Annotated in this window: 26 protein-coding genes and 1 tRNA gene; 9 read left to right on the forward strand and 18 right to left on the reverse strand. The window is 72.4% G+C overall.

Annotated features, from left to right (window positions below; translation table 11 throughout):
• Positions 1 to 40: 40 nt before the first annotated feature.
• Positions 41 to 511, reverse strand: coding sequence for a GatB/YqeY domain-containing protein (locus IEY98_RS03525; protein WP_189208810.1), 471 nt, complete (start codon positions 509 to 511; stop codon positions 41 to 43).
• A gap of 59 nt (positions 512 to 570) precedes the next feature.
• Between IEY98_RS03525 and IEY98_RS03530 the strand changes: the two genes are divergently transcribed.
• Positions 571 to 1,518, forward strand: coding sequence for a metallophosphoesterase (locus IEY98_RS03530; RefSeq protein ID WP_229786532.1), 948 nt, complete (start codon positions 571 to 573; stop codon positions 1,516 to 1,518).
• Positions 1,519 to 1,535: 17 nt separating this feature from the next.
• Positions 1,536 to 1,612: transfer RNA gene (locus tag IEY98_RS03535), tRNA-Pro, on the forward strand.
• Positions 1,613 to 1,729: 117 nt separating this feature from the next.
• On the opposite strand, the gene IEY98_RS03540 is transcribed toward IEY98_RS03535, so the two are convergent.
• The 3 genes from IEY98_RS03540 to IEY98_RS03550 all read right to left on the reverse strand — a co-directional run bounded on the left by IEY98_RS03540 (position 1,730) and on the right by IEY98_RS03550 (position 2,920).
• Positions 1,730 to 1,963, reverse strand: a complete 234-nt coding sequence (locus IEY98_RS03540; protein ID WP_189208811.1) for a hypothetical protein — start codon at positions 1,961 to 1,963, stop codon at positions 1,730 to 1,732.
• A gap of 69 nt (positions 1,964 to 2,032) precedes the next feature.
• The gene (locus IEY98_RS03545) at positions 2,033 to 2,641 is read right to left on the reverse strand and encodes a hypothetical protein (protein ID WP_189208812.1); all 609 of its coding nucleotides are present in this window, start codon (positions 2,639 to 2,641) and stop codon (positions 2,033 to 2,035) included.
• A gap of 69 nt (positions 2,642 to 2,710) precedes the next feature.
• A complete protein-coding gene (locus tag IEY98_RS03550; RefSeq protein WP_189208813.1) occupies positions 2,711 to 2,920 on the reverse strand; it encodes a ferredoxin in 210 nt (69 codons plus the stop codon).
• Between the two features lie 75 nt (positions 2,921 to 2,995).
• Between IEY98_RS03550 and IEY98_RS03555 the strand changes: the two genes are divergently transcribed.
• On the forward strand, positions 2,996 to 4,834 hold the full coding sequence (locus IEY98_RS03555; protein WP_189208814.1) for a S9 family peptidase: 1,839 nt from the start codon (positions 2,996 to 2,998) through the stop codon (positions 4,832 to 4,834).
• On the opposite strand, the gene IEY98_RS03560 is transcribed toward IEY98_RS03555, so the two are convergent.
• On the reverse strand, positions 4,779 to 5,378 hold the full coding sequence (locus IEY98_RS03560; RefSeq protein WP_189208815.1) for an NADPH-dependent FMN reductase: 600 nt from the start codon (positions 5,376 to 5,378) through the stop codon (positions 4,779 to 4,781). The two genes, IEY98_RS03555 and IEY98_RS03560, sit on opposite strands and share 56 nt — an antisense overlap.
• Before the next feature lie 109 nt (positions 5,379 to 5,487).
• Between IEY98_RS03560 and IEY98_RS03565 the strand changes: the two genes are divergently transcribed.
• Both IEY98_RS03565 and IEY98_RS03570 read left to right on the forward strand, forming a co-directional pair.
• A complete protein-coding gene (locus tag IEY98_RS03565) occupies positions 5,488 to 6,534 on the forward strand; it encodes an alpha/beta hydrolase (protein ID WP_229786533.1) in 1,047 nt (348 codons plus the stop codon).
• An 84-nt stretch (positions 6,535 to 6,618) separates the two neighbouring features.
• Complete coding sequence (locus IEY98_RS03570) at positions 6,619 to 7,788, forward strand: MFS transporter (RefSeq protein ID WP_189208816.1); 1,170 nt, start codon at positions 6,619 to 6,621, stop codon at positions 7,786 to 7,788.
• 40 nt (positions 7,789 to 7,828) lie between these two features.
• Here IEY98_RS03570 and IEY98_RS03575 read toward each other — a convergent pair whose 3' ends face one another.
• Both IEY98_RS03575 and IEY98_RS03580 read right to left on the reverse strand, forming a co-directional pair.
• A complete protein-coding gene (locus IEY98_RS03575; RefSeq protein ID WP_189208817.1) occupies positions 7,829 to 8,881 on the reverse strand; it encodes an aspartate-semialdehyde dehydrogenase in 1,053 nt (350 codons plus the stop codon).
• Positions 8,881 to 10,146 carry an aspartate kinase gene (locus tag IEY98_RS03580; protein ID WP_189208818.1) on the reverse strand — a complete coding sequence of 422 codons (1,266 nt, stop codon included), beginning with the start codon at positions 10,144 to 10,146 and terminating at the stop codon, positions 8,881 to 8,883. The genes IEY98_RS03575 and IEY98_RS03580 overlap by 1 nt, the downstream gene beginning before the upstream one ends.
• Before the next feature lie 191 nt (positions 10,147 to 10,337).
• On the opposite strand from IEY98_RS03580, the gene IEY98_RS03585 reads away from it, so the two are divergent.
• Both IEY98_RS03585 and IEY98_RS03590 read left to right on the forward strand, forming a co-directional pair.
• Complete coding sequence (locus IEY98_RS03585; protein ID WP_189208819.1) at positions 10,338 to 11,519, forward strand: hypothetical protein; 1,182 nt, start codon at positions 10,338 to 10,340, stop codon at positions 11,517 to 11,519.
• On the forward strand, positions 11,509 to 12,093 hold the full coding sequence (locus IEY98_RS03590; RefSeq protein WP_189208820.1) for a nitroreductase family protein: 585 nt from the start codon (positions 11,509 to 11,511) through the stop codon (positions 12,091 to 12,093). Before IEY98_RS03585 ends, IEY98_RS03590 begins: the two co-directional genes overlap by 11 nt.
• Here IEY98_RS03590 and IEY98_RS03595 read toward each other — a convergent pair.
• Together IEY98_RS03595 and IEY98_RS03600 are read right to left on the reverse strand one after the other, a co-directional pair.
• Positions 12,074 to 12,391, reverse strand: a complete 318-nt coding sequence (locus IEY98_RS03595) for a hypothetical protein (RefSeq protein WP_189208821.1) — start codon at positions 12,389 to 12,391, stop codon at positions 12,074 to 12,076. The two genes, IEY98_RS03590 and IEY98_RS03595, sit on opposite strands and share 20 nt — an antisense overlap.
• 16 nt (positions 12,392 to 12,407) lie before the next feature.
• Positions 12,408 to 12,704 (reverse strand): hypothetical protein, encoded by a 297-nt coding sequence (locus IEY98_RS03600; protein WP_189208822.1) that lies wholly within the window; start codon positions 12,702 to 12,704, stop codon positions 12,408 to 12,410.
• A 239-nt stretch (positions 12,705 to 12,943) separates the two neighbouring features.
• Here IEY98_RS03600 and leuA point away from each other — a divergent pair, with 239 nt between their 5' ends.
• Entirely contained in the window at positions 12,944 to 14,728 is a 1,785-nt protein-coding gene (gene leuA / locus IEY98_RS03605; protein WP_189208823.1) for a 2-isopropylmalate synthase, read from the forward strand.
• A gap of 51 nt (positions 14,729 to 14,779) precedes the next feature.
• On the opposite strand, the gene IEY98_RS03610 is transcribed toward leuA, so the two are convergent.
• From IEY98_RS03610 to IEY98_RS03645, 8 genes are all read right to left on the reverse strand, one after another.
• Complete coding sequence (locus IEY98_RS03610; RefSeq protein WP_189210032.1) at positions 14,780 to 15,853, reverse strand: ABC transporter ATP-binding protein; 1,074 nt, start codon at positions 15,851 to 15,853, stop codon at positions 14,780 to 14,782.
• A gap of 50 nt (positions 15,854 to 15,903) precedes the next feature.
• The gene (locus IEY98_RS03615; protein WP_189208824.1) at positions 15,904 to 16,905 is read right to left on the reverse strand and encodes an ABC transporter ATP-binding protein; all 1,002 of its coding nucleotides are present in this window, start codon (positions 16,903 to 16,905) and stop codon (positions 15,904 to 15,906) included.
• A 5-nt stretch (positions 16,906 to 16,910) separates the two neighbouring features.
• Complete coding sequence (locus IEY98_RS03620) at positions 16,911 to 17,876, reverse strand: ABC transporter permease (RefSeq protein ID WP_189208825.1); 966 nt, start codon at positions 17,874 to 17,876, stop codon at positions 16,911 to 16,913.
• A 3-nt stretch (positions 17,877 to 17,879) separates the two neighbouring features.
• Entirely contained in the window at positions 17,880 to 18,902 is a 1,023-nt protein-coding gene (locus tag IEY98_RS03625; RefSeq protein WP_189208826.1) for an ABC transporter permease, read from the reverse strand.
• A 10-nt stretch (positions 18,903 to 18,912) separates the two neighbouring features.
• Complete coding sequence (locus IEY98_RS03630; protein ID WP_189208827.1) at positions 18,913 to 20,601, reverse strand: ABC transporter substrate-binding protein; 1,689 nt, start codon at positions 20,599 to 20,601, stop codon at positions 18,913 to 18,915.
• 218 nt (positions 20,602 to 20,819) lie between these two features.
• The gene (locus tag IEY98_RS03635) at positions 20,820 to 21,362 is read right to left on the reverse strand and encodes a uridine kinase family protein (protein WP_189208828.1); all 543 of its coding nucleotides are present in this window, start codon (positions 21,360 to 21,362) and stop codon (positions 20,820 to 20,822) included.
• Between the two features lie 50 nt (positions 21,363 to 21,412).
• Complete coding sequence (gene recR / locus IEY98_RS03640) at positions 21,413 to 22,009, reverse strand: recombination mediator RecR (protein WP_189208829.1); 597 nt, start codon at positions 22,007 to 22,009, stop codon at positions 21,413 to 21,415.
• Between the two features lie 2 nt (positions 22,010 to 22,011).
• Positions 22,012 to 22,323, reverse strand: a complete 312-nt coding sequence (locus IEY98_RS03645; protein WP_229786536.1) for a YbaB/EbfC family nucleoid-associated protein — start codon at positions 22,321 to 22,323, stop codon at positions 22,012 to 22,014.
• A gap of 117 nt (positions 22,324 to 22,440) precedes the next feature.
• Here IEY98_RS03645 and IEY98_RS03650 point away from each other — a divergent pair, with 117 nt between their 5' ends.
• Entirely contained in the window at positions 22,441 to 23,280 is an 840-nt protein-coding gene (locus tag IEY98_RS03650; RefSeq protein ID WP_189208831.1) for a WD40 repeat domain-containing protein, read from the forward strand.
• A gap of 19 nt (positions 23,281 to 23,299) precedes the next feature.
• Here IEY98_RS03650 and IEY98_RS03655 read toward each other — a convergent pair whose 3' ends face one another.
• Positions 23,300 to 25,345, reverse strand: coding sequence for a DNA polymerase III subunit gamma and tau (locus IEY98_RS03655; protein WP_189208832.1), 2,046 nt, complete (start codon positions 25,343 to 25,345; stop codon positions 23,300 to 23,302).
• Positions 25,346 to 25,352: the final 7 nt, after the last annotated feature.

Genomic DNA, 25,352 nt, shown 5'->3' on the forward strand with positions numbered 1-25,352 from the left:
CCACGGAACTCTCCGTGGCCGCCCGTTCGTCGTCTCGGGGTCAGCCGGTCAGGCGGGACTTGACCGCGGCGGAGAGGCGCTTGCCGTCGGCGCGGCCCGCGGCCCTGGCGGTGGCGGCCTTCATGACCTGGCCCATCTGGCGCGGGCCGGGGGTCTCGCCCAGGGCGGTCGTCACCTCGGCGATGGCCTCCTCGACCACGGTGGCCAGCTCGGCGTCGTTGAGCTGCTTGGGCAGGTAGTCGGCGAGGACGGCGGCCTCGGCCAGCTCCTGGTCGGCCTGCTCGACGCGGCCCGCGCCGCGGAAGGCGTCGGCGGCCTCCTTGCGCTTCTTGACCTCGCGGGTCAGCACGCGCTCGACCTCGTCGTCGGCCAGTTCGCGGGCGACGTCGCCCGCCACCTCCTCGGTGGTCAGGGCGGCGAGGGCCATGCGGAGGGTGGCCGTCCTCGTCTTGTCCCGGTCCTTCATCGCCGCGGTCAGGTCGGCCTGCAACCGCTCCTTGAGCTGTGCCATGGCACTCACGGTATCGCCTGGCGCACGTCAGTTTCCGACGGCGACGTACCCTCGAAGGTGTGAGCCACCACGTCCGGTCCATCGTCATCGGCGCCGCCGCGCTCGGCGCCGCCGCCCTCGCCTACGCGTCGGGGTACGAGCGCACCCGCTGGACGCTGCGCGAGGCCACCCTCCCGGTGCTGGCCGAGGGCGCCCGTCCGCTGCGCGTGCTGCACATCAGCGACCTGCACATGATGCCCGGGCAGAAGTCCAAGCAGGCCTGGGTCGCCGAGTTGGACCGACTCGACCCGGACCTGGTCGTGAACACCGGCGACAACCTGGCCCACCAGCAGGCCGTGCCCGCCGTGCTGCGCGCGCTGGGCCCGCTGCTGAACCGGCCGGGCGTGTTCGTCTTCGGCAGCAACGACTACTACGCGCCGAAGCCGAAGAACCCCGCGCGCTACCTGTTCCCGAGCGAGAAGCGCGTCCACGGCACCGCCCTCCCCTGGCGCGACCTGCGCGCCGCCTTCATCGAGCGCGGCTGGCACGACCTCACCCACACGCGCGCGCTGCTGACGGTCGACGGCCGCCCGATCGCCTTCGCGGGCGTCGACGACCCCCACCTGCGCCGCGACCGCTACGGCGACGTCGCGGGCAAGCCCGACCCGAAGGCGACCCTGCGGATGGGCGTCACCCACTCCCCGGAGCCGAGGGTGCTGGATTCCTTCGCCGAGGACGGCTACGACCTGGTCCTGGCCGGGCACACGCACGGCGGCCAGCTCCGCCTGCCGGGCTACGGCGCGATCGTGACGAACTGTGATCTCGATCGCAGCCGCGCCCGGGGCGCCTCCCGCTGGGGCGCCCACATGTGGCTGCACGTCTCGGCGGGTCTGGGCACGTCACCGTACGCGCCGGTCCGCTTCGCCTGCCCCCCGGAGGCCAGCCTGCTGACGCTGGTCCCCCGCCCGACGGGCGGCACGGCCGCGACAAGGGGTGCCCGATTCGGAGCCCGTGCGAGCGTCCGCTAGACTTCCTGACGTTCCACCGGGGTGTGGCGCAGTTTGGTAGCGTGCTTCGTTCGGGACGAAGAGGTCGCAGGTTCAAATCCTGTCACCCCGACCAGCTCAGGGCCGGTCCACAGTAGATGTGGACCGGCCCTGTGCCGTTGGTTGGGCCGATCAGCCGAGAAGGGGCGCCCGGTTGCCCGGGCGCCCCTTCGTCATCGGTGGTGCGGGTGGATCAGTTGTGGATCGACCAGATGATCAGCCGCCAGTTGCCGTACGGGGCGTAGTAGACGCACTCGGCGCCCACGTCGCCGCTGCGCCACTGGTTCGCCTCGTACTCGCAGGCGGACTGGGTGCTGTGCGTGGACACGACCCGGCGGTCGTGGTGGGCCGCCGCCGTGCCCGCGCTCGCGATCATGACACCCGCGGCGACCGACAGCCCCGCGAGAACCCCCATCGTCTTCTTCATGCCAAGATCCTCCCGCAGGGAACATGACACGTCAACCACTTGTCCTGGTTGTCCGAAAAGGACGCACCGCTAGGAGATCGCGCGCTGGTGGTCGACGTACGCCGTGGCCTGGGAGGCGAGCCAGGCGTCGAGTTTGGCCAGGTTGGTGTTGGCGGGGATGCGGTACGCGCGGGCGCGGCGGGCGTCGACGACCACGGGGATGGCGTCGGGGAGCAGGTCGAGCATGCAGACCTGCATCAGGCGGGCGGCGGCGATCGCGGTGTCGCGGGGCAGTTCCGCCTCCTTGAGGTGGAACAGGGCGACCTCGGCTCCCGTCTTCGTGCGGTACGCCAGGTGGGGGGTGACGTCGATCCGCAGGCCGCCGGTCTCCAGGACCGAGTCCCCCGCCGTCACGACGACGCCCCTGGCGCGGCGCCACCACTCCAGCAGGCCGTCGGTGGCCTCCTGGTACGCCCGCTCCTGCCCGCTCAGCTCCAGGCCCTGGGCGGCGACGGTGAGCACCGCCGTCGGGTCGGCCGAGGCCAGGGCGACCGGGATCGCCTCCAGCAGGGGCGCGTAGTACTGGGCGCCCACGTACTCGTCGGCCGGGATGCGCCGGGTCGCGACGATCTCCGTGCGCCGGGCGCGCGAGCCCGTCGCGTACTCGGCAAAGGTCAACGCGCTGAGCGTCACCAGCATGCCGTACTCCCCTCGATTTGGGCCTCCACCTGGGGAAACGTTACCGAGGGGGTACGACAGAAACAGCCGCTAAGCGAGTAGGTCCCGACCGTTCTCGGTGACCATGATGGCCAGCGCGGGACACGTCTCGGCGGCGTCGAGGACGTTCTCGTCCGGCTCGATCTCCTCGGCCGTGGGCACCGCGGCGGCGCCGTCCATGGCGAAGCGGTCGGGGGCGGTGGCGACGCACAGGCCCGATGCCATGCAGCGGTCTGCGCTCACTTCGATCTTCCAGGTCACACCGACACCGTATGCGCCGGGAACCACCCCGTCATCCTCTCCCTGGCTTTTGCGCACTCCTGGCAGGATCGGGGCGTGACCCACACTCATCCCGCCGCCGAGGTCCCCGACCGCCTCTTCGCCGACGACGCCGAGGAGGCGCGCTGGCGGGCCCGCTTCCGGGCGCCCAGGGTGACGCTGCCGGACTGGGCCCGCGAGGCCCCCGACCGCACCGTGTACGTCTCCAACGCCAGCGGCGTCTGGGAGGTCTACGCCTGGGACCGCTCGACCGACACCCACCGCCAGGTGACCGACCGCCCCAACGGCACGGTGCACGCGACCGTCTCCCCGGACGGTGAGCACGTGTGGTGGTTCGACGACACCGACGGCGACGAGTTCGGCGTGTGGCGGCGCGAGCCGTTCGCCGGGCGGCCGTCGGGCACGGCCGCCGAGATCGCCGTGCCGGGCGTGCCAGCCGGGTACCCCGCGGGCATGTCGCTGGGCGATCGCGTGTGCGCGGTCGGCGTCTCCGGCGACGAGGGCACCACGGTCTACCTCTCGCGTGACAACGGCGCGGGAGAGGTGGTCTACCGCAACGAGCACGACGCCGGGGTGACCGCGCTCTCCGAGGACGAGACGCTGCTGGCCATCACCCACTCCGAGCACGGCGACAACCGCCACCCCGCGCTGCGCGTGCTGTCGGTGGCCGACGGCTCGACCGTCGCGGAGAAGTGGGACGGCAAGGGCAAGGGGCTCGACGGCATCGCGTTCAGCCCGGTCGCGGGCGACCAGCGGCTGCTCGTCGCGCACGAGCGGCGCGGCCGCGAGGAGCTGCTGATCTGGGACGTCGTCGCCGACACCGAGACCGAGATCGTCCTCGACCTGCCCGGCGAGGTCACCGCCGACTGGTACATGGACGGGACCGCGCTGCTCATCGCGCACACGCACCAGGCGCGCAACACCCTGCACCGCTACGACATCGCCACCGGCTCACTGTCCACTCTCGACACCCCGGCAGGCACGATCAGCTCGGCCCACACGCGCCCGGACGACACCGTCGAGTACGCGTGGTCGTGCGCTGCGGAGGCCAGCGTGGTTCGCGCGCTGTTCACCGACTCCACCGACCGCGTGCTGCTCACCCCGCCCGGCGACCGCGCGCCCCGGTCCCAGCCGCTGGTGGACGCGTTCGTCGACACCCCGAACGGGCCCGTGCACGCGCTGATCGCCCGGCCGGACGGCGACGGCCCGCTGCCCACGGTGTTCAGCCTGCACGGCGGCCCGCACGCCGCCGACGAGGACCGCTTCTCGGCCTACCGGGCGATGTGGCTGGACGCCGGGTTCGCCGTGGTGCACGTGAACTACCGCGGCTCCACCGGCTACGGCTCGGCCTGGCGGGACGCCATCGAGGGCAGGCCGGGGCTCACCGAGCTGGCCGACGTCGCCGCCGTGCACGACTGGGCCGTCGCCGACGGCCTGGCCGACCCGGCGCGGTGCGTGGTCAACGGCGCGTCCTGGGGCGGCTACCTGACCCTGCTGGCCCTGGGCACCCAGCCCGAGCGCTGGGCCGCGGGCGTCGCCGCGGTGCCGGTGGCCGACTACCTGGCCGCCTACGAGGACGAGATGGAGCCGCTGCGCGCGTTTGACCGCGCGCTGTTCGGCGGTTCGCCGGACGAGGTGCGCGAGCGCTACGTCGAGTCGTCGCCGATCACCTACGTCGACCAGGTCCGCGCGCCGGTGCTGGTGCTGGCCGGGGAGAACGACCCGCGCTGCCCGATCCGGCAGATCGACAACTACCTCGACCGGCTGGCCGAGCGCGGGGTGCCGTACGAGACCTACCGCTACGACGCCGGGCACGGCTCGCTCGTGGTCGCGGAGACCATCAAGCAGTCGGCCATCGAGGTGTACTTCGCGCTGCGTGCCCTGAAGATGCGCTGAGCGCGAACTCGGCCACCTGCAGGCCGATGCGGCGCAGGGTGCTCGCGACCTTCGGGTCCGAGCACCCGCCCGCGCCGTCGAAGGTGACCTCGGCGCTGTTGACCGACGCCCCCAGCGGCGTCGGCCAGCCGCGCAGGGCGTGCACGATCGAGCGCAGGGCGGTCAGCGTGGTGACGCTGGCCTGCCAGCCGGACGCGGTGGCCACGCAGCCGACGGCGCGGCCGTCGAGGTAGGGGCGCTCGTCGGCGCGCAGGTCCTCGACGTAGTCCAGGGCGTTCTTGACCAGTCCGGAGACGGTGCCGTGGTAGCCGGGCGAGACCAGGACGACGCCGTCGGCCTCCCGCAGCTCCTCGATGAGCCTGCGGGCGGTGTCGGAGCGCTCGGGCAGCGTCGGGTCGTAGAACGGCAGGACGATGTCGGCGCCGGACAGCACGGTCGTCTTCGCCCCCGCCTCGGCCGCGCCCGCCAGGGCCAGTCGCAGGGCGCGCTCGGACTGCGAGTCCGCGCGCAGGGACCCGCCGATGCCCACCACCGTGACCGTCACTCCGCCATCCTTTCACCGCTCCCAGCACGGTACGACCTCCAGCGCGGTCGAGGTCCAGACGTGTGAGACTGGTTACCGATCGGCGCTACCGGCGGGTAACGTGCCGGTCATGTCGAAGCTGATGAGCCGCGTCCCCCTCGGCGTCCAGGCGGGCTTCGCGCGCGCCGTGTTCGCCCTGCCCGGTCCCGTCCGCCGCCTCATCGCGGGCCCGCCGATCCGCGTCGACGGGCAGGAGCTGGCGCTGGACGCGCAGTTGCTGCTGGTCCTCGACCGCCTCGGCGACCACGAGTTCGTCCGGGGCACGCCGGAGCAGGCCAGGGCCAACCTCGCCCGCACGGTGCCGCTGGTCGCGGGCCCGCCGATCGAGCCGGTCGCGGTGCGCGAGCTGAGCCTGGGCGGCGTCCCGGCGCGGCTCTACACCCCCGCCGAGGACACCGACGCGATGCTCGTCTACTACCACGGCGGCGGCTGGGTGCTGGGCACGCTCGACAGCCACGACAACACCTGCCGCTACTTCGCCCGCGAGGCGGGGGTGAAGGTGCTGTCGGTGGACTACCGGCTCGCGCCCGAGCACGCCTTCCCCGCGGCCGTGGACGACGCCGTCTCGGCGTTCCGGCACGCGCACGCCAAGGCGGCCGACTTCGGCGTCGACCCCGGCCGCATCGCCGTGGGCGGGGACAGCGCAGGCGGGAACCTGGCCGCGGTGACGTCGCTGCTGACCACGCGCGACGGCGGCCCGGCCCCGGCGTTCCAGCTGCTGCTGTACCCGGGCGCCGACTCCAGCGTGCGCAGGCCGTCGCGCGACCTGTTCGCCGAGGGCTTCTTCCTGACCAGCGCCAACATCGACTGGTTCTGCGACCACTACTGCCCGGACGTCGCCCAGCGCAGCGACCCGCGCTTCTCGGTGCTGCTGGCCGAGGACCTGACCGGGCTGCCGCCCGCCTACCTGGCCACCGCGGGCTTCGACCCGCTGCGCGACGAGGGCGAGGCCTTCGGCGCGAAGCTGGCCGATGCGGGCGTGCCGGTCACCGTCCGCCGCCAGCGCGACCTGATCCACGGCTACGCCAGCTTCCTCGGCCTGGGCACCCGGTTCCGGGAGGCGACCGCGGAGGCGGCGGGCGCGCTGCGCACCGGCCTGGCGCTGGCCCGCCCCTGAGCCGAACGGTCCACTTCGGACCAAACGCGGGGCCCGGCGATAATCGCTTGCTTTCCGCCGGGCCGCCCGGGTGGGATCGGGGGCATGCGGCAGTACCGGGCGATGTTCGCCCTTCCGGGAGTCCGCGCCCTCATGACCGTCATGTTCTTCGCGCGTGTGCCGGTGACCGCCGCTCCGATGGTGCTCACGCTGCACGTCGTCGAGGGGCTCGGCCGCGGCTACGGCGCCGCCGGTCTGGTGGGCGCGGCGGCGACCGTGGGCATCGCGATCGGGTCGCCGGTGGTGGGCCGGGTGGTCGACCGCTACGGGCTGCGCCGGATGCTGGTGGTCGTCACGGTCGGCGAGACGCTGTTCTGGGCCACCGCGCGCTTCCTGCCGTTCCCCGGCCTGCTGGCGTGCGCGTTCCTCGGCGGCATCGTGATGGTCCCGGTGATGTCGATCGGCCGCCAGGCGATCGCGGCGCTGGTCCGCGAGGAGCTGCGGCGCTCGGCGTACTCGGTGGACTCGGTGTCGGTCGAGCTGACCTACATGATCGGGCCCGCCGCAGCCGTCGCGCTGGTCACCCAGGTGTCGACGGTGGCGGCGCTGTCGGCGATGGCGGTGGCGGTCGGCGTGGTCGGGCTGGCGCTGTTCGCGATGAACCCGAGGATGCGCGCGGCCGACGAGGACGCCGAGCCGAAGGTGCCGAGGCGGGAGTGGCTGACGCCGCGCATGGTCGGGGTGCTGGCCATCGGCGCGGGCGCGGTGTTCGTGCTGGCCGGGATGGAGGTCACGGCGCTGGCCACGCTGCGCGAGAGCGGCCAGCTGAACTGGACCGGCGCGGTGTACGCCGCGATCTGCCTGGCCTCGGCGATCGGCGGGCTCGTGCACGGCGCGGTGCGCCGGTCGCTGCCGCAGCTGACCCTGATGGTGCTGCTGAGCGCGCTGGTGATCCCGGCGGGCCTCATCGGCGACGCCTGGTGGGTGCTGGCGCTGGCCCTGGTGCCGTCGAGCCTCGTCTGCGCCCCGACGGTCGCGGCGACCGGCGAGGAGGTGGCCCGGCTGGCGCCCGCGGGCAGCCGCGGCGAGGCCACCGGGCTGCAGAGCTCGGCGTTCACCCTCGGCGCGGCCGCGGGCGCGCCGGTCGCGGGCTTCGTGGTCGACCACACCGCCCCGGCCGCGGGCTTCGTGGTGGCCGGGATGGGCGGCCTGCTGGTCGCCGCGGTGGCCTTCGCGTTGTCCCGGTCGCGGTCGCTGGCCCCGGCGCCCGCCTGAGCCGACCCGGGGCGCCCGCGCGGGCGCCCCGGGTGGTTGCTCAGCTCACCAGGGCTTCGGCGATCTCGTAGGTGTTGAGGGCCGCGCCCTTGCGCAGGTTGTCGCCGCACACGAAGAAGTCCAGCGTGTTCGGGAAGTCCAGCGCCTGGCGCACGCGGCCGACGTAGGTCGGGTCGCCGCCCACCACGTCGGCCGGGGTCGGGAACCGGCCAGCCGCCGGGTCGTCCACGAGGACCACCGAGGGCTCGGCCTCGAACAGCTTGTGCGCCTCCGCCACCGTGACCGGCCGCTCGAACGTCGCGTGGACGGCCAGCGAGTGGGTGGTGACGACGGGGACGCGCACGCAGGTCGCCGAGACCTTGAGGTCCGGGATGCCGAGGATCTTGCGGGACTCGTTGCGGACCTTGAGCTCCTCGCTGGCCCAGCCGTCCTCCTTGAGCGAGCCCGCCCACGGGACGACGTTGAACGCCAGCGGCGCGGGGAACGGCGAGTCCCCGGACAGGCCCGCCGCCGCCAGCGCCTCGCGCACGTCGCCCGCGCGCTCGCCGACCTGCTTGCCCGCGACGGCGGCCGCCTCGGCGTAGAGCCGGTCGATGCCGTCCTGGCCCGCTCCCGACGCGGCCTGGTAGGAGGCCACGACCAGTTCGCGCAGGCCGTACTCGTGGTGCAGGGCGCCCAGCGCGGCCATCATCGACAGCGTCGTGCAGTTGGGGTTGGCGATGATGCCCCGGGGCCGGACGGCGATCTTGTCGCGGTTGACCTCCGGCACCACCAGCGGCACGTCGTCGTCCATCCGGAAGGCGCCGGAGTTGTCGACGGCCACCGCGCCGCGGGCGGCGGCGATCGGCGCCCACTCGGCCGAGACGGCGTCGGGGACGTCGAACATCGCCACGTCCACGCCGTCGAAGACCTCGGGGGCCAGGGCCTGGACCGTCAGCTCCTGGCCGCGGACGGTGATCTTCTTGCCCGCCGAGCGCGGGGAGGCGACCAGCCGGACCTCGCCCCACGGCCAGGTCGACCGTCCGTTGAGGATATCGATCATGACCGTGCCGACGGCTCCGGTCGCGCCCACCAGGGCCAGTGTGGGCGCCATCAGCGACCACTCCCCGCGTACACCACGGCCTGCTCGTCGCCACCGAGGTCGAAGGCGTCGTGGATCGCCTTGACCGCGTCGTCCAGCTGCGTGTCGCGGATGAGCACCGAGATGCGGATCTCGGAGGTATTGATGATCTCGATGTTCACCCCCGCCTTGGCCAGCGCCTCGCAGAACGTGGCCGTGACGCCCGGGTGCGAGCGCATGCCCGCGCCGACCAGGGACACCTTGCCGACGTGGTCGTCGTAGAGCACCGCGCCGAAGCCCAGCTCCGCGCGGATCTTCTCCAGCGCGGCCACCGCGGTCGGGCCGTTGGTCTTCGACAGGGTGAAGGTGATGTCGGTCTTGCCCGACTCGGTGCTGGAGACGTTCTGCAGCACCATGTCGATGTCGATCTCCGCGTCGGCGACGGTGCGGAAGATCCGCGCCGCGACGCCCGCGTGGTCGGGCACGGCGGTCACGGTGACCTTGGCCTCGGACCGGTCGTGCGCGACGCCGGTGATCATCGCCTGTTCCACGTTCAAGTCCTCCACTGAGCCGGACACGATGGTCCCGGGCTTGGTGCTGTACGACGAGCGGACGTGGATGCGCACGCCGTAGCGGCGCCCGTACTCCACGCAGCGCAGCATGAGCACCTTGGCCCCGCTGGCCGCCATCTCCAGCATCTCCTCGTAAGTGACCGAGTCGAGCTTGCGCGCGTCCGGCACGATCCGCGGATCGGCCGAGTACACGCCGTCGACGTCGGTGTAGATCTCGCACACGTCGGCCTTCAGGGCCGCGGCCAGCGCCACCGCGGTGGTGTCCGAGCCGCCCCTGCCGAGCGTGGTGATGTCCTTGGTGTCCTGGCTGACGCCCTGGAACCCGGCGACGAGCACGATGCGGCCCTCGTCCAGCGCGGCCTGCACGCGGCTCGGGGTCACGTCGATGATGCGCGCCTTGCCGTGCGCCGACGTGGTGATCACGCCCGCCTGCGAGCCGGAGAACGAGCGGGCCTCGGCGCCGAGGGCGCTGATGGCCATCGCGACCAGCGAGTTGGAGATGCGCTCACCCGCGGTGAGCAGCATGTCCATCTCCCGCTCCGGCGGCACCGGGTTCACCTGCTGGGCCAGGTCGAGCAGCTCGTCGGTGGTGTCGCCCATCGCGGAGCACACCACGACCACGTCGTGGCCCGCTTTGCGGGTCGCCACGATCCGCTCGGCCACCCGTTTGATGCGATCGGCGTTCTCCAGCGAGGAACCACCGTATTTCTGGACGACCAGCGCCACTGGCTGCACCCTCCTCAAGCCGCGCGGGGCGGGAGGCAGCACGTCGCTCTCGGGACGGCCGCCGTCCCTATCGAAGGGGAAGGGTACCGGTCGGCCCGTTTCCGACAGGTTGCGTCTGTGGTGTCCGCCACTGTCCGACCTGCGATGATCTGTCCGACTGCGCTCAATGGCCGAACAGGGAGGGGCACCGGGTGACAGCGACAGAGGTGGCGCCCGCGCCCGTCGCCGCCGCGCAGGCCGCCGGTTCCGGCAGGCGGCGGGTGCTGCACGCGCTGGCCCCGGCCGCGCTGTTCCTCGGCGTGCGCGAGGTCGGCCTGATCGTGCTGTCCATGATGGCCGGGCCCAACGGCACCACCGCGGGCGCGGCGCTGCGGTCCTGGGACGGGCAGTGGTTCCTCGCCATCGCAGCGGGCGGCTACGACAGCGTCCCGCCCGGCCTGGTCGACGCGTTCGGCAGGCGGACGGCCGACACCCCGCTGGCGTTCTTCCCCGGCTACCCCACCGTCGTCGGCTGGCTCTACGACCTGGGTTTCCCGCTGGTCGCCTCGGCGCTGGCGGTGACGATCCTGTCCGGGGTCGTCTGCGCGTACGGGCTGGTCAGGCTGGGCGAGCTGGTGCGCGGCGGGTCCCGGCGGACCGGGCTCGTCCTGGTGGCGCTGTTCGCCGCGGCGCCGATGTCGATCGTGCTGTCGATGGCCTACTCCGAGGCGATGTTCTGCGCGGCCGCGGTGTGGGCCCTGGTGTTCGTGCTCGAGCGGAACTGGGTCGCCGCGGGCCTGCTGACGGCCGCGGCCGGGCTGATCCGGCCGACGGCCGCGGCGCTGGTGCTGGCCGTCGGGCTGGCCGCGCTGGCCGCCGCGCTCCGGCGGCGCGAGGACTGGCGGCCGTGGCTGGGCGGCGCGCTGGCCCCGGTCGGGCTGTTCGGGTACCTGGCCTGGGTCGGGCTGCGCACCGGTGAGTGGAACGGCTGGTTCGCCCTGCAGAGCCAGGGCTGGGACTCCCGCTTCGACGGCGGCGCGGCCACCGTGCGGTTCAGCCTCCAGGTGCTCGCCGACAGCCGCTCGGTGCTGGAGGTGACCACGGTCTGGCTCATCGTCGGCGCGCTGGTCCTGCTCGCCGTCGGCTGGCGACGTCGGCTGGAGTGGCCGCTGCTGGTCTACGCCGCGGGCGTGCTGGCCATGGACCTGTGCTCCAACGGGCTGATGAACTCCAAGGCCCGGCTGATGGTCCCCGCGGTCACGCTGCTGGTCCCGGTGGCCATCGCGCTGGCGCGGCGGCGCACGTCGACGATGGTGGCCACCCTCTGCGGGGTCGGCCTGTTCGGGTCCTGGTTCGGGGCGTACGCGATCACGGCGTGGGGCTATGCGATCTGAGCCGCACCCGCTGATCGCCGCGCGGTGGAGCCCCCGCGCGCTCGACCCCGACGGCGTCGTGGCCCCGGACGCGCTGCGGCGGATGCTGGAGGCGGCCCGGTGGGCGCCGTCGTACGGCAACACCCAGCCCGCGCGCTACCTCGTCGGCCCGCGCGGGACCTCGACGTTCGACCGGATCCTGGCGCTGCTCAACACCGGCAACCGGGCGTGGGCGTTCCGGGCGGGGGCGCTGCTGGTCTCGTGCGCGCAGACGGCCAACGACAAGGGCGAGGTGCCCTACGCCGAGTACGGGGTCGGCCTGGCCACGGAGAACCTGGTGCTGCAGGCCGTAGCCGAGGGCCTGGTCGCCCACCAGATGGCGGGCTTCGACAAGGCCGGGGTCAGCGCGGAGTTCGGGCTGCCGGAGACCGTGCGGCCGCTGACCGCGATCGCCGTCGGCGTGCTCGGCCCGCCGGAGCTGCTGGCGCCGGAGAAGCGCGAGCGGGAGACCCGGCCGCGGCGGCGGGTCCCGGCGGCCGAGCTGTCGTTCACCGACGCGTGGGGGACGCCCTACCTCAGCCCAGACGCCGGATGAGCCGCGCGGCGACCGAGGAGACGACCAGCCAGAACACCGCGGCGATCCCGTAGTTCACCAGCACGGCGAGCTTGCGGTCCTCCGGGGTGAACAGGTCCTTGAACGCCAGCGCCAGCGGCTCGGCCGCGTCGGCGAAGAAGCCGGTGATCGGGTTGTCCGGGTTGGCGTTGCCCATCACCAGGACCACGTGCACGACCAGCACGAGCGCGATGAGCAGGCCCGCCCACCGCACGACCCCGGCCAGGGCGCCGACCACGCGTGCGCGGGTCGCGCCCCGGGCGGAGTCGGTGTCGGCCATACCGGGGAGTGTCGCATCAGCGGACGACGCGGGCGATCAGACCCGTCACGACGAGCCAGAAGACGGCCGCCAGACCGTAGTTGACCAGGATGTTGAGGTTGTCGTTCGCGATCGGGAACAGCCCGGGGAAGAACAGCGCCAGCGGCTTGGCGATCGAGGCCATGAACTGCACGAACGCGTTGGCCGAGTTCGCGCCGAGGAGGACCAGCAGGATGTAGACGACCTCGATGAGCGCGAACAGCGCGCCGATGCCGGTGATGATCCGGGCCGCGGACCCGCGATCGCGGTAAGCGTGCCATCGGTGAGTAGCCATGTCCGGAAAGTGCCCCCGACCTGCGAGTCCTTAACTGCTCCGAATGGCCCAACCTCCTTTCGCGGTCCAGCATGTGGACGCGCGTTTCCGAAATCGCGCCGGTCGTGACTACCCTGGCGGCGTGGCTCGCAGCCTCCTGCTTCGCTGCCGCGACGGGGCCTGATCCAGGCCGGCCCCCCGTCGCGGAGTTCGGCGTCGCCGCCGGTCGCCTTCCCGACCGCTCGCTGGGAGCCCCCGTCATGACCGACACCTTCTCCACCGGGTCGAGCCGCATCCGCAAGCCCGCCCGTGACGTGCCCTCCGACCAGCCCGCGTGGAACCGCCAACGCGGCAGCGCGATGCCCTACCACCGGTACAAGCCGTTCCACGAGTTGGTGGAGCCGGTGGTGCTGGAGGACCGCACCTGGCCGTCCAAGCGCATCGAGCGCGCGCCGCTGTGGTGCGCGGTCGACCTGCGCGACGGCAACCAGGCGCTGATCGACCCCATGTCGCCCGCGCGCAAGCGCCGGATGTTCGACCTGCTGGTGCGCATGGGCTACAAGGAGATCGAGGTCGGCTTCCCGGCGGCGAGCCAGACCGACTTCGACTTCGTGCGCGAGATCATCACCGAGGACGCCATCCCCGAGGACGTGCGCATCCAGGTGCTGACCCAGGCGCGGCCCGAGCTGATCGAGCGCACCTTCGAGTCGCTGGAAGGCGCGCACAGCGCCGTCGTGCACCTCTACAACTCCACGTCGATCCTGCAGCGCCGGGTGGTGTTCCGCCAGGACCGCGCGGGCATCAAGAAGATCGCCACCGACGGCGCGGAGACCGTGCTGGCCTTCGCCGAGAAGCACGGCGACACCGACTTCCGCTTCGAGTACTCGCCGGAGTCCTACACCGGCACCGAGCTGTCCTACGCCGCCGAGGTGTGCAACGCGGTGACGGCGATCTGGGGCGCGACCGCCGAGCGGCCGGTGATCATCAACCTGCCCGCGACGGTCGAGATGGCCACCCCGAACGTCTACGCCGACTCCATCGAGTGGATGGGCCGCAACCTGGACAACCGGGAGGCGATCATCCTGTCGCTGCACCCGCACAACGACCGCGGCACCGGCGTGGCCGCCGCCGAGCTGGGCTACCAGGCGGGCGCCGACCGCATCGAGGGCTGCCTGTTCGGCAACGGCGAGCGCACCGGCAACGTCGACCTGGTGACGCTGGGGATGAACCTGTTCAGCCAGGGCGTCGACCCGCAGATCGACTTCTCCGACATCGACGAGATCCGCCGCACGGTCGAGTACTGCAACCAGCTGCCCGTCGCCGAGCGCCACCCGTGGGGCGGCGACCTGGTGTTCACCGCGTTCTCCGGCAGCCACCAGGACGCGATCAACAAGGGCTTCGACGCGCTGCGCGCCGCCGCTGCCGACGCCGACGTGCCGGTGGACGACTTCCCGTGGGAGGTCCCGTACCTGCCGATCGACCCCAAGGACGTCGGCCGCACGTACGAGGCCGTCATCCGGGTCAACTCCCAGTCCGGCAAGGGCGGCGTGGCCTACGTGATGAAGACCGAGCACCACCTCGGCCTGCCCCGGCGGCTGCAGATCGAGTTCTCCCAGGTCGTGCAGGCCGTCACCGACAGCGAGGGCGGCGAGGTCACGCCGAAGGAGATGTGGGACATCTTCGCTGGCGAGTACCTCGACCGGGTCTCGCCGCTGCGCCTGCGCCGCAACCGCGTCTCCGACGACGGCGAGGGCCTGGACGAGATCACCGCGGTCATCGAGGTCGAGGGCGAGACGCACGACGTGGTCGGCACCGGCAACGGCCCGATCGCCGCGTTCGTCGACGGCCTGGCCAGCGTCGGCTACGACGTCCGCGTCCTCGACTACTCCGAGCACGCCATGACCTCCGGCGACGACGCCCGCGCCGCTGCCTACGTCGAGTGCGCCATCGGCAACCAGATCCTGTGGGGCGTCGGCATCGACAGCTCCATCGTCACCGCCTCCCTGCGCGCCGTGGTCTCCGCGGTGAACCGCGCGCACAAGTAAGCGGGAACGGCACAGGCCCACCGGCTTCGCGCCGGTGGGCCTGTCCGTTCTCTAGTGGTGGTCCATGACCTCGGTCATCGACGCCGGGCCGATGAGCGGGACGTCGGGGATGACGTCGGCGTCCGGGGGCTCGTACACCGGGCGCACCTCGTGCCTGGCGATGCGGCCCGCGGCGATGTCCTCCGCCCAGTGGCAGGCGACGCGGTGGCCCGCGTTGATCTCGCGCAGTTGCGGGCGCTCGGTGTCGCAGCGCGTCTCCTGCCGCCAGGGGCAGCGGGTGTGGAACCGGCAGCCGCTGGGCGGGTTGGCAGGCGACGGGAGGTCGCCGGTCAGCAGGATCTGCTCGCGCTCGTCCTCCACCAGCGGGTCCGGCACCGGGATCGCCGAGAGCAGCGCCTTGGTGTACGGGTGCAGCGGCTCCGCGTAGAGGCTGTCGGAGTCCGTCTCCTCCACCAGCGCGCCCAGGTACATCACGCCGATGCGATCGGAGATGTGCCGGACCACGGCGAGGTCGTGGGCGATCACCAGGTAGGTGAGGCCGAACTCCGCCTGCAGGTCCTCCAGCAGGTTGATCACCTGCGCCTGCACCGAGACGTCCAACGCGGACACCGGCTCGTCGGCCACGATCAGGTCCGGTTCCAGGGCAAGGGCCCTGGCGATCCCGATCCGCTGGCGCTGCCCGCCGGAGAACTCGTGCGGGTACTTGCGCAGCGCGGTCGACGGCAGGCCGACCGCGGTCAGCAGCTCCCGCAGGCGCTTCGCCGTGCTCTCCTTGCCCTTGTCCAGGTCGTGCGCGCGCATGCCCTCCACGAGCAGCGACTCGACCGACTGGCGCGGGTCCAAACTGGACAGCGGGTCCTGGAACACCATCTGCATGCGCCTGCGCATCCGCCGCAGCGGCTCGCCGCGCAGGCCGGACAGGTCCGTGCCGTCGAAGACGACCCGGCCTGCCGTGGGCTCGACCAGCTTGAGGATGCCGCGCCCGAGCGTGGTCTTGCCGCAGCCGGACTCGCCGACCAGGCCGTAGGTCTCGCCGCGCCTGACCTCGAGGCTCACCCCGTCGACGGCGTAGACGTAGCCGACCGTGCGGTCGAGCACGACGCCGCGCTTGATCGGGAAGTGCATCTTGAGGTCGTCGACGGTGAGCAGGGCATCGCCCCGCTCCGCTGGCTCGCTCACGCCCGCACCTCCTCTGCGCCCGCCCGCAGCGCGGGCTCCACGGGGTTGTGGCAGCGCAGCATCCCGCCCCGGTCGTCCACCAGCTCCGGCGTCACCTCGACGCACCGGTCCAGCGCGTTCGGGCAGCGCGGGGCGAACGCGCAGGCGTGCGTCCACGGGATGTTGTCGGCCACCGAGCCGCGGATCGGCACCAGCTTCTCCCCGCGCGGCGCGTCCAGCCGCGGGATCGAGGCCAGCAGGCCCGCGGTGTAGGGGTGCCGGGGCTCGGCGAAGAGCTCGTGCCGCTTCGCCCGCTCGACGATCCGCCCGCCGTACATCACGTTCACCTCGTCGCACAGACCCGCCACGACGCCGAGGTCGTGGGTGATCATGATGAGCGCGGTGTCGGTGCCGGTCACCATCTCCGAGAGCAGCTTGAGGATCTGCGCCTGGATCGTCACGTCGAGCGCCGTGGTGGGCTCGTCGGCGATCAGCAGCCGGGGGCGGCAGGCGAGCGCGATCGCGATCAGCGCCCGCTGCCGCATCCCGCCGGAGAGCTGGTGCGGGTACTCGTCGATGCGCCGCGTCGGGTCGGGGATGCCGACCCGGTCGAGCAGCTCGGCGCTCTCGGCCATGGCCTCCTTGCGGGAGCGGCCGCGGTGGCGCTGCAGCACCTCCGCGACCTGCAGCCCGACCGGGATGACCGGGTTGAGCGAGGACAGCGGGTCCTGGAACACCATGCCCAGGTCCCGGCCGCGCCGCTCGTCCATCGCCTTCTGCGAGAGCCCGAGCAGCTCGGTGCCCTCGAACCGCACCGACCCCGTGACCTGGTTGCCGCGCTGCGGCAGCAGGCCCATGATCGCCAGCGACGTGACGGACTTGCCGCAGCCGGACTCCCCCACCAGACCGACGGTCTGGCCGGGGTGCACGTCGAAGCTGATCCCGTCGACGGCGGCCGTGGGCTCCTCCCCCTTGCGGCGGAAGGAGACGGCCAGGTCGCGCACTTCCAGCAGCGCCATCCCCATCACCGCCGCTGCCGGGGGTCGAGCGCCTCGCGCATCGACTCGCCGACCAGGGTGAAGCCCAGCGCGACCACGACGATGCAGGCCGCTGGCCAGATGGCCAGGTGCGGCTGGCTGTCGAAGAAGTCCTGGGCGTTGCCGAGCATCTGTCCCCATTCCGGAGTCGCGTCGTCGGCGGCCCCCAGGCCCAGGAAGGACAGGGCGGCCGCGTCGAGGATGGCGATCGCCAGCACCAGGGTCGACTGCACGATCACCGGGCCGAGCGAGTTGGGCAGGATGTGCCGGAACACGATCGAGCGCCCCTTGACGCCCAGCGCGCGGGCGGCCAGCACGTGGTCGCTCTCCCGCACGCCGAGCATGGTGCCTCTCAGCAGCCGCGCGAAGATCGGGATCTGCACGATGGCCACCGCGAGGATCACGGTGAACTGGGTCTGCTGGCTGAACAGCGCCCCGATGGACACCGCCAGCAGCAGGGACGGGATGGACAGCATGACGTCCACGATCCGCATGACGAGCGTGTCCACCCAGCCGCCGAACGCGCCCGCGAGCGTGCCCAGCACGAGGCCGCCGCCGAGGCCGATCACCGTGGCGAGCACGGCGACCATCAGCGTCTGCTGCGAGCCCAGCAGCATCCGGGAGAAGAAGTCCCGGCCGAACTGGTCGCCGCCCATCGGGTGGCCCGGCTGGGCGGGCGGGATCTCGTTGCGGGCGCGGGAGACCTGGTCCTCCAGCAGCCGCAGCCCCGGGTCGTGCGGGGCGATGAGCGGGGCCAGCACCGCCAGGATCAGGAACAGCCCGATCACCACGGCGCCCACGATGAACACCGGGTTGCGCCGCAGCCTGCGCCACGCGGACGCGGCGAGGCTGAGCCCGCTGTCCGGCCCGGCGCCGTCGGGGTCCTGGTCGTCCGGGGACCGCACGGCCAGGCCGGCGAGCCTGTCAATCTTCGTCGCGCGTGCCGACGCCATGTCTCAGCTCCCCTTCTGCGCCGTGCGGATGCGCGGATCGATCACGGCGTACGACAGGTCGACCAGCAGGTTGACCAGCACGTAGGCCATCGCCGCCGCGATGATGACCACCTGGAGCACGGGGAAGTCCTTGCGCTCGAACCCGATGGCCAGCGCCTGCCCGATGCCCTGCCAGGCGAACACGGTCTCGGTGAGCACCGCGCCCGACAGCAGCGCGCCGGTCTGCAGGCCGACGGTGGTGACCACCGGCAGCATCGCGTTGCGCAGGATGTGCCGGTCGCGGATGACCCGGCCCGCCAGGCCCTTCGAGCGCGCCGTGCGCACGTAGTCCTCGTCCATGACGTCCAGCACCGACGCCCGGGTGATCCGGAAGATCACCGCGAACGGGATGGACGCCAGCGCCAGCGCGGGCAGGAACAGGTGCCGCAGCGCGTCCCACGCGGCGTCCCACTCCCTGGTGAGCAGCCCGTCGAGGACGAAGAAGCCGGTGACCCGGGTGGCGTCGATCGTCGCCGACTGCCTGCCGCCGGTGGGCAGCAGGCCGAGCTTGATCGAGATCAGGTACTTGAGCAGGAAGGCCAGGAAGAAGATCGGGATCGAGATGCCGATCATCGACCCGACGATCCCGGTGTTGTCCAGCCAACCGCCGCGGCGCCGGGCCGCGACGTAGCCGAGCGGGATGGCCGTGACCAGGGCGATCAGGACCGCCGCGATGCTCAGCTCGATGGTGGCCGGGAAGCGCTCCATGAACAGGTCCATGGCTGGCTTGCCCGGCGAGACGCCGGTGGATGTGCCGAAGTCCCCAGTCAGCGCGCGGCCGACGAATCGCAGGTACTGGACGAAGATGGGGTCGTCGAGTCCGAGCGCCTCGGTCAGTTGGGCGCGGGTCTCCGCGGTGCCCCGGTCCCCCAGGAGGGCCGAGACCGGCCCTCCTGGGAGCGAGCGCAACCACGCGAAGATCAGCACCGAGAGCACCCAGACCACGAGCACCAGTTGCAGCACCCGTCGAACGGTGTAACGCAGCACTGCTCGCCGATCAGCTCGTGACGCTGACCGGGCCGAACTCCTCCTGGGTCAGCGGGCTGGGGACCAGCCCCTGGACCTTGGAGGAGACCACGATCGCGGGCGGGGAGTGCGAGATCGGGATGGCGGGCAGGTACTCGGCCATCAGCTTGCGGTTGATGTCCTGGTACTTGGCGTCGCGCTCGCCGTTGTCGACGGTGGCGTCGGCGGCGTCGATGGCGGTGGCCAGGTCCTCGGCCCACGGGGAGCCGGAGGTCCAGAACTGGTTCTCGGTGGTGCCGAAGAAGGTGCCGATGAAGTTGTCCGGGGAGTTGTAGTCACCCGTCCAGCCCAGCAGGAACAGCTCGGCGCGCGCGACCTCGACGTCGTCGACGTAGCCACCGGCCCAGGGCTTGCTGACCGGCTCGACGGTGATGCCCGCGGCCTGCAGGTCCTCCTGGATGGCGCCGAAGATGCTCTGCGGGTTCGGCATGTACGGCCTGCTGACCTGCGTCGGCCACCAGAACTTGACCTTCAGGTTCTCGTAGCCCGCCTCGGCGAGCAGCTGCTTGGCCTTCGCCGGGTCGTGCGGGTACTCCATCACGTCGTTGGCGTAGCCGACGACGGTCGGCGGGTAGAACTGCTTGGCCACCTCGGCGCCCTCGGGGAGGACGGACTTGACCAGCGTCTCGCGGTCGATGGCGTAGGCGAGCGCCTGCCGGACCTTGAGTTCCTTCAGCGCGTCGTTGTTCTTCTGGGTGATGCCCAGGTACAGGATGTTGAACGGGTCGCGGATCATCAGGTTGTAGCCGCCCTCCTTGAGGGAGGCCCAGTCCGCGGGCGACGGCAGGTCGTAGCCGTCGATGTCACCGGCCTCGAGCGCCTGCTTGCGGGCGGTCTCGTCGGGGATGACCCGGAAGATCAGCTTGTCCAGCTTGGCCTTGTCGCCGTAGTAGGCGTCGTTGCGGGCCAGCTCGATGGTGCCGTTCGCCTCGTCGTAGGAGACGAACTTGAACGGCCCGGTGCCCGTCGGGTGGCTGCGGGCGTACTCGGAGAAGATGAAGCTGTCGCCCTGCGCCTTAACGTCGTCGGCCTTGTACTTCTCCATCGCGGTCGGGCTCTGGATGGCGAACGCCGACTGCGACAGCATGGTCGGGAACCGCGCGGTGAAGCGGGTGAGGGCGAGCTCGACCGTGCTCTCGTCCTTGGCCGTGCAGGACTTGTAGAGCGAGGGCTGCTTGCCGTCGCTGAAGCCGCCGAAGTTCTCGATCCAGTAGTAGGACAGCGCCGCCGTGGCGCCCGCGCCGGTCTGGTTGTACCAGCGCTCGAAGTTCTTGCAGACCGCGTCGGCGTTGAACGGCGTGCCGTCGTGGAAGGTGACGCCGGTGCGCAGCTTGAACGTCCAGTTCAGGCCGTCAGGGCTGGGGGTCCACTCGGTGGCCAGCTCCGGCTCGAGGTCCGCGGTCCCCGGCGTGATGCCGACCAGGCCCTCGTAGATCTGCCGCGTCACCCGGAAGGTCTCGCCGTCGGAGGCGAAGAACGGGTCGAAGTTCGACGGCGCGCCAGCCGCGCCGAACACCAGCGTGCCGCCGGTCTGGCCCTCGCCGCCGCCCGCGTCGGGACCGCGCTCGGATTCGGCACAGGCGGACAACGAGACCGCGACCGCGCCCGCCAGCCCGATCAGGGCTATGCGGCGTGGTCGGGTTACCCGCGTTTGGAGCATCTTGCCACCCCTTGAGACGTCGTCTGGTCGGTCCGCGGCCGTGTTGCGAGCGCGCGGCTATCCGGCGTGTGGTGGGGACCATAGCCGCTTATATCGGTCTGGCTTCACTACCGCAGGTCACGATCCGGCCAAGTGACATCCACAGAATTAGCTGAATGTGGTGATGCCGGTGCGATACGTGAGTTTTCGGGAGCATTCGTCCGGATAACGGACATCGATCATCCGGTGAGCGGCCGGTGTGTCGCGCGCTCGCGCGTGCCGTCCACGGCGAACCACCCGGCCTCGAACCGCTGCCACGCGATCAACTCCGGACGGCACGACTCACCGTCACGGGCGACCGCCCGTTCCAGCCGCACGGCGGGGTCGTCGACCTCGATCCACACCAAAGCGGACAACACCGGTGTTATGGCGCGGCGGCCCGCGGAGACGCCCTCGACGATGAGGACGTCCGGCGGCTCGACGTCCACCCAGGCGCCGGGGTGCGGGCGGCCTTCGGTCCATTCGGTGCGGCGATAGCGTCCGGGGCGGCCCTCGGCGAGCGGGAGGAGGACTCCGTCGCGGAGCCGGGGCCACCAGGCGACCGGGTCGTCCCAGGTGGCGAAGTCGTCGGTGCGCACGACGCGCACCCGCCCGGGCAGCTTCCGCGCCAGTTCGACGGCATACGTCGACTTCCCCGACCCCGACGGCCCGTCGACCGCCACGACCCGGACCGCCCCCAGCTTGGGCGGGCCCAGCCACGGGGTTTCAGATGATGCCGTCATATGATCGCACCATCCGGATGATGACATCATATGACGTCATCATCCGGAACTCACATGGTGCGGCGGCCGGAGAGGGCGCGGCCCAGGGTCAGCTCGTCGGCGAACTCCAGGTCGCCGCCCATCGGCAGGCCCGAGGCCAGGCGGGTGACGGTGAGCCCGGGGAAGTCGCGCAGCATGCGGACCAGGTAGGTGGCGGTGGCCTCGCCCTCGGTGTTGGGGTCCATCGCCAGGATCACCTCGGTGATCTCCTCGCCGCCGATGCGGGCCAGCAGCTGGCGGATGCGCAGCTGGTCGGGCCCGACGCCGGACAGCGGGTCCAGCGCGCCGCCGAGCACGTGGTAGCGGCCCTTGAACTCGCGGGTGCGCTCCACGGCCAGGACGTCCTTGGGCTCCTCCACCACGCACACCACCGTCGCGTCGCGGCGGGCGTCGCGGCAGATGCGGCAGGTCTGCTCGGCGGAGACGTTGCCGCAGACGTCGCAGAAGACGACGCCCTCCTTGACCTTCTGCAGTGCCTCCTGCAGCCGGGTCACGTCGGCGGGCTCGGCCGCCAGCAGGTGGAAGGCGATGCGCTGAGCGCTCTTCGGACCGACCCCGGGCAGCCGCCCCAGCTCGTCGATCAGGTCCTGGACCGGTCCCTCGTACACGGCTACATCCCGGGCAGGCCGAACCCGCCGCCCAATCCGCCCGCAAGCGGGCCCATCGTCTTCTCGGCGAGCTTCTGGGCGTTGGCGCCCGCGTCGCGGACCGCGGCGATCACGAGGTCGGAGAGCGTCTCCACGTCGTCGGGGTCGACCACCTTGGGGTCGATGACCAGGGCCTTGAGCTCGCCCGAGCCGGACACGGTCGCCTTGACCATGCCGCCGCCCGCGGAGCCCTCGACCTCGGCGTCGGCGAGTTCCTGCTGCGCGGCGAGCAGTTGCTCCTGCATCTTCTGCGCCTGCTCGAGGATCGCCTGCATGTCGGGTGTGCCGCCACCAGGGAACACTGCGACCCCTTCCAGGTCGGGAGCTGTCTCCCACCCAGCTTAGTCGGGCCATCCGCGCCCCGGTCACGGCGCTGTGACAGGGTGGAGATCATGTCCGGGATCCGGGTACTCGACGCCGCCGACCGCTTGCTGATCAGCACCGACGATGGCCTGGTCGAACTCGACACGACGGGCCGGGCGACGCCGCTCGGGCCCGCGGGCGGCGAGGCCCGCTACCTGCCCGGCACCCGCGATGTCGTCTACCAGGACGGCCCCGCGCTGATGCTGCGCGAGCGCGGCAGGACCAGGCGGTTGGTGAGCGCCGACCACGCTGTCGAGCTGCTCGGCGTGCTGCCCGGGCGGGTCGTCTACCGGGCCAACCCGCGCCACCGGCTGCTGTGGGACGTGATGATCCGCAACGTGTTCGTCGGCGAGGAGCAGGCGGTCTACACCCGAGGCGGCGACGTCCGGTCCGCGTCGGTCAGCCCGAACAGCCGCCACATCGCCATCCGCCTGCCCCGCAAGCTCGTCCTGGTCGACACGATGCCCGTCACCGAGGACGACCACGTCCGCCTGATCTGCCCGGAGCAGGCGGACGGCGGCCACCACCACCTGTCCTGGCTGCCCGACTCGGCCCGGATGATCGCCAACGCCGACGGCGAGGTCTCCCGCTACGACGTCGAGCGCGACACCTGGGAGCCCCTGGTCACCGGGCTGCCCCCGGACGCGGTCGCCGTCGCCGCCCCGGACGGCCGCCGCCTGGCGATCGTGGACGACGGCAGGGTCAGCTTCCACCACGCGGGCACCGGCGACTTCCTGCGCGCCGCCGAACTCGACGCCCACGGCGCTCCCGTGTGGACACCGGACTCGACGACGGTGGCCGTCGCCACCGCGGACGGCGCGGCCACCGTGGTCGCCCAGTCCGCCTTCGTCCGCACGATCCCGCTCTGAGTCCGGTGTGGACGGCTGACTACTTGTCGACCGGTTTCGCGCCGAGTTTGTCGGCCAGGAGTTGGAGCATGGCCTCTTCCGGGTCCTGACGGGCCTCGCCGTCGGCGGCCGGGTTCGGCGTGCGGGCGGCCTCGGCGAGCATCTCCTCCTCGTCCTCCGGCTCCGGCGGGGGCGGGTCGGGGTCCGGCGGGGGCTCGGGGGGCAGGTCGGCGGCCGGGACGTAGCGGCGCTGCGGCGGGTCGGGCCGCTGCGGCGGGGGCGCGGCCTGGCGGGCCGGGGCGGGCGGCGCCGCGGCGCCCGCGCCCGCGTGCACGCAGCGGACCTGCCAGCTGCCGCCCACGACGGAGCTGATCGCCTGGGCGATGGCCTCGGCGTTGCGCGGCTCGGTGAGGCGCACGGCCAGCGGCTGGGCCGGGTGGCCGATGACCACCGTGTTGCCCTCTACCGACTGCACGGCGGCGGGCAGCAGCATGGCGTGCGTGCTGCGGCTGGTCGCGGTCGTGCGGACGGCGGCGAGGATCTCCGGCCAGACCCGGCGGAACGCGGCGGCGTCCATCGCGCCCGCTGCGGCGGGCTCGGCGGGCGCCTGGGCCTCGGCAGGCCGGGGAGTCTGGCCCTCGGCGGGACGGGCGGCCTGGCCCTCGGCGGGCCGGGGTGCCTGGCCTTCGGCGGGCCGGGCTGCCGGGGAGCGGTCGGCCGGGGCGGTGTTCGGCCGGGCGGACTCGTCGGACGCGGCGCGCGCGGACGGGCGGGTGAACTGCTGACGGGACGCCGGGCGCTCGGCCGCCGGTTCGGCGGGCCGCTGCGGGCGGGCCGCCTCGGCGGGGCGTGGCTGCCGGGCCGCGGGTTCGGCGCTCGGCTGACGGGCCGGGGCGGCGACACCGGGCTGGCCCGCGGCCACCCGGGTCTCCAACTGCTCCAGCCGCTGCAGCACCGCCGAGTCGGCGACGGCGTCGGTCGGGACCGCGCCGGGCAGGAGCATGCGTGCGCAGAGCAGCTCCAGCAGCAGCCGGGGCGCGGTCGCCCCGCGCATGTCGATCAGGCCCGCGTGGACGATCTCGGCGTAGCGGGTCAGTGCGGCCGGGCCGAGGCGTTCCGCCTGGCCGGTCATCTTCTCCAGCTGGTCGGCTGGCGCGCTGACCAGACCGCGCGTGGCCGCGTCCGGGACCGCGCGCAGCAGGACGAGGTCGCGCAGGCGGTCGAGCAGGTCGGCGGCGAAGCGGCGCGGGTCGTGGCCCGCCTCGACCAGGGCGTCGACCGTGCCGTACACCGCCGCCGCGTCGCCGGTGGCCAGGGCGTCGACCATCTCGTCGATGAGCGCCGAGTCGGTGACGCCGAGCAGGGAGACCGCGCGCTCGTAGGTCACGCCCTCCGGGCCCGCGCCCGCCAGCAGCTGGTCCAGGACCGACTGGGTGTCCCGGGCCGAGCCGCCGCCCGCCCGGATGACCAGCGGGAACACCGCGGGCTCGACGACGGCGCCCTCGGCTGCGCAGTTGCGCTCCAGCAGCTCGCGCATCGCGCCCGGCGGGATGAGCCGGAACGGGTAGTGGTGCGTGCGCGACCGGATGGTCGGCAGCACCTTCTCCGGCTCGGTCGTGGCGAAGATGAAGACCAGGTGCTCCGGCGGCTCCTCCACGATCTTCAGCAGGGCGTTGAAGCCCTGCGTGGTGACCATGTGCGCCTCGTCGACGATGAACACCCGGTACCGGGACTGCGCTGGCGCGTAGAAGGCGCGGTCGCGCAGCTCGCGCGCGTCGTCGACGCCGCCGTGGCTGGCCGCGTCCAGCTCGACGACGTCGACGTTGCCCGGGCCGTTGGGGGCCAGCGACACGCACGAGTCGCAGGTGCCGCAGGGCTCGTCGGTGGGCCCCTGCTCGCAGTTCAGCGACCGGGCGAGGATGCGGGCGCTGGAGGTCTTGCCGCAGCCGCGCGGGCCGGAGAACAGGTAGGCGTGGTTGACCCGCCCGGCGGCCAGCGCCGTGCGCAGCGGGACGGTGACGTGTTCCTGCCCGACGACCTCGGCGAAGGTCGCCGGCCGGTACTTGCGGTAGAGGGCGAGCGCCACGCCACGA

The sequence above is a fragment of the Actinokineospora fastidiosa genome (assembly GCF_014648415.1).
GTDB classification, from domain to species: Bacteria; Actinomycetota; Actinomycetes; order Mycobacteriales; family Pseudonocardiaceae; genus Actinokineospora; species Actinokineospora fastidiosa.

What these genes read in the sequence shown, in the direction of transcription:
- IEY98_RS03525 (WP_189208810.1), bottom strand. Translation starts at nt 511, where the DNA reads ATGGCACAGCTCAAGGAGCGGTTGCAGGCCGACCTGACCGCGGCGATG.
- IEY98_RS03540 (WP_189208811.1), bottom strand. Translation starts at nt 1,963, where the DNA reads ATGAAGAAGACGATGGGGGTTCTCGCGGGGCTGTCGGTCGCCGCGGGT.
- IEY98_RS03545 (WP_189208812.1), bottom strand. Translation starts at nt 2,641, where the DNA reads ATGCTGGTGACGCTCAGCGCGTTGACCTTTGCCGAGTACGCGACGGGC.
- IEY98_RS03565 (WP_229786533.1), top strand. Translation starts at nt 5,488, where the DNA reads ATGTCGAAGCTGATGAGCCGCGTCCCCCTCGGCGTCCAGGCGGGCTTC.
- IEY98_RS03570 (WP_189208816.1), top strand. Translation starts at nt 6,619, where the DNA reads ATGCGGCAGTACCGGGCGATGTTCGCCCTTCCGGGAGTCCGCGCCCTC.
- IEY98_RS03575 (WP_189208817.1), bottom strand. Translation starts at nt 8,881, where the DNA reads ATGGCGCCCACACTGGCCCTGGTGGGCGCGACCGGAGCCGTCGGCACG.
- IEY98_RS03590 (WP_189208820.1), top strand. Translation starts at nt 11,509, where the DNA reads ATGCGATCTGAGCCGCACCCGCTGATCGCCGCGCGGTGGAGCCCCCGC.
- IEY98_RS03595 (WP_189208821.1), bottom strand. Translation starts at nt 12,391, where the DNA reads ATGGCCGACACCGACTCCGCCCGGGGCGCGACCCGCGCACGCGTGGTC.
- IEY98_RS03600 (WP_189208822.1), bottom strand. Translation starts at nt 12,704, where the DNA reads ATGGCTACTCACCGATGGCACGCTTACCGCGATCGCGGGTCCGCGGCC.
- leuA (WP_189208823.1), top strand. Translation starts at nt 12,944, where the DNA reads ATGACCGACACCTTCTCCACCGGGTCGAGCCGCATCCGCAAGCCCGCC.
- IEY98_RS03610 (WP_189210032.1), bottom strand. Translation starts at nt 15,853, where the DNA reads ATGCACTTCCCGATCAAGCGCGGCGTCGTGCTCGACCGCACGGTCGGC.
- IEY98_RS03615 (WP_189208824.1), bottom strand. Translation starts at nt 16,905, where the DNA reads ATGGCGCTGCTGGAAGTGCGCGACCTGGCCGTCTCCTTCCGCCGCAAG.
- IEY98_RS03620 (WP_189208825.1), bottom strand. Translation starts at nt 17,876, where the DNA reads ATGGCGTCGGCACGCGCGACGAAGATTGACAGGCTCGCCGGCCTGGCC.
- IEY98_RS03630 (WP_189208827.1), bottom strand. Translation starts at nt 20,601, where the DNA reads ATGCTCCAAACGCGGGTAACCCGACCACGCCGCATAGCCCTGATCGGG.
- IEY98_RS03635 (WP_189208828.1), bottom strand. Translation starts at nt 21,362, where the DNA reads ATGACGGCATCATCTGAAACCCCGTGGCTGGGCCCGCCCAAGCTGGGG.
- IEY98_RS03645 (WP_229786536.1), bottom strand. Translation starts at nt 22,323, where the DNA reads ATGCAGGCGATCCTCGAGCAGGCGCAGAAGATGCAGGAGCAACTGCTC.
- IEY98_RS03650 (WP_189208831.1), top strand. Translation starts at nt 22,441, where the DNA reads ATGTCCGGGATCCGGGTACTCGACGCCGCCGACCGCTTGCTGATCAGC.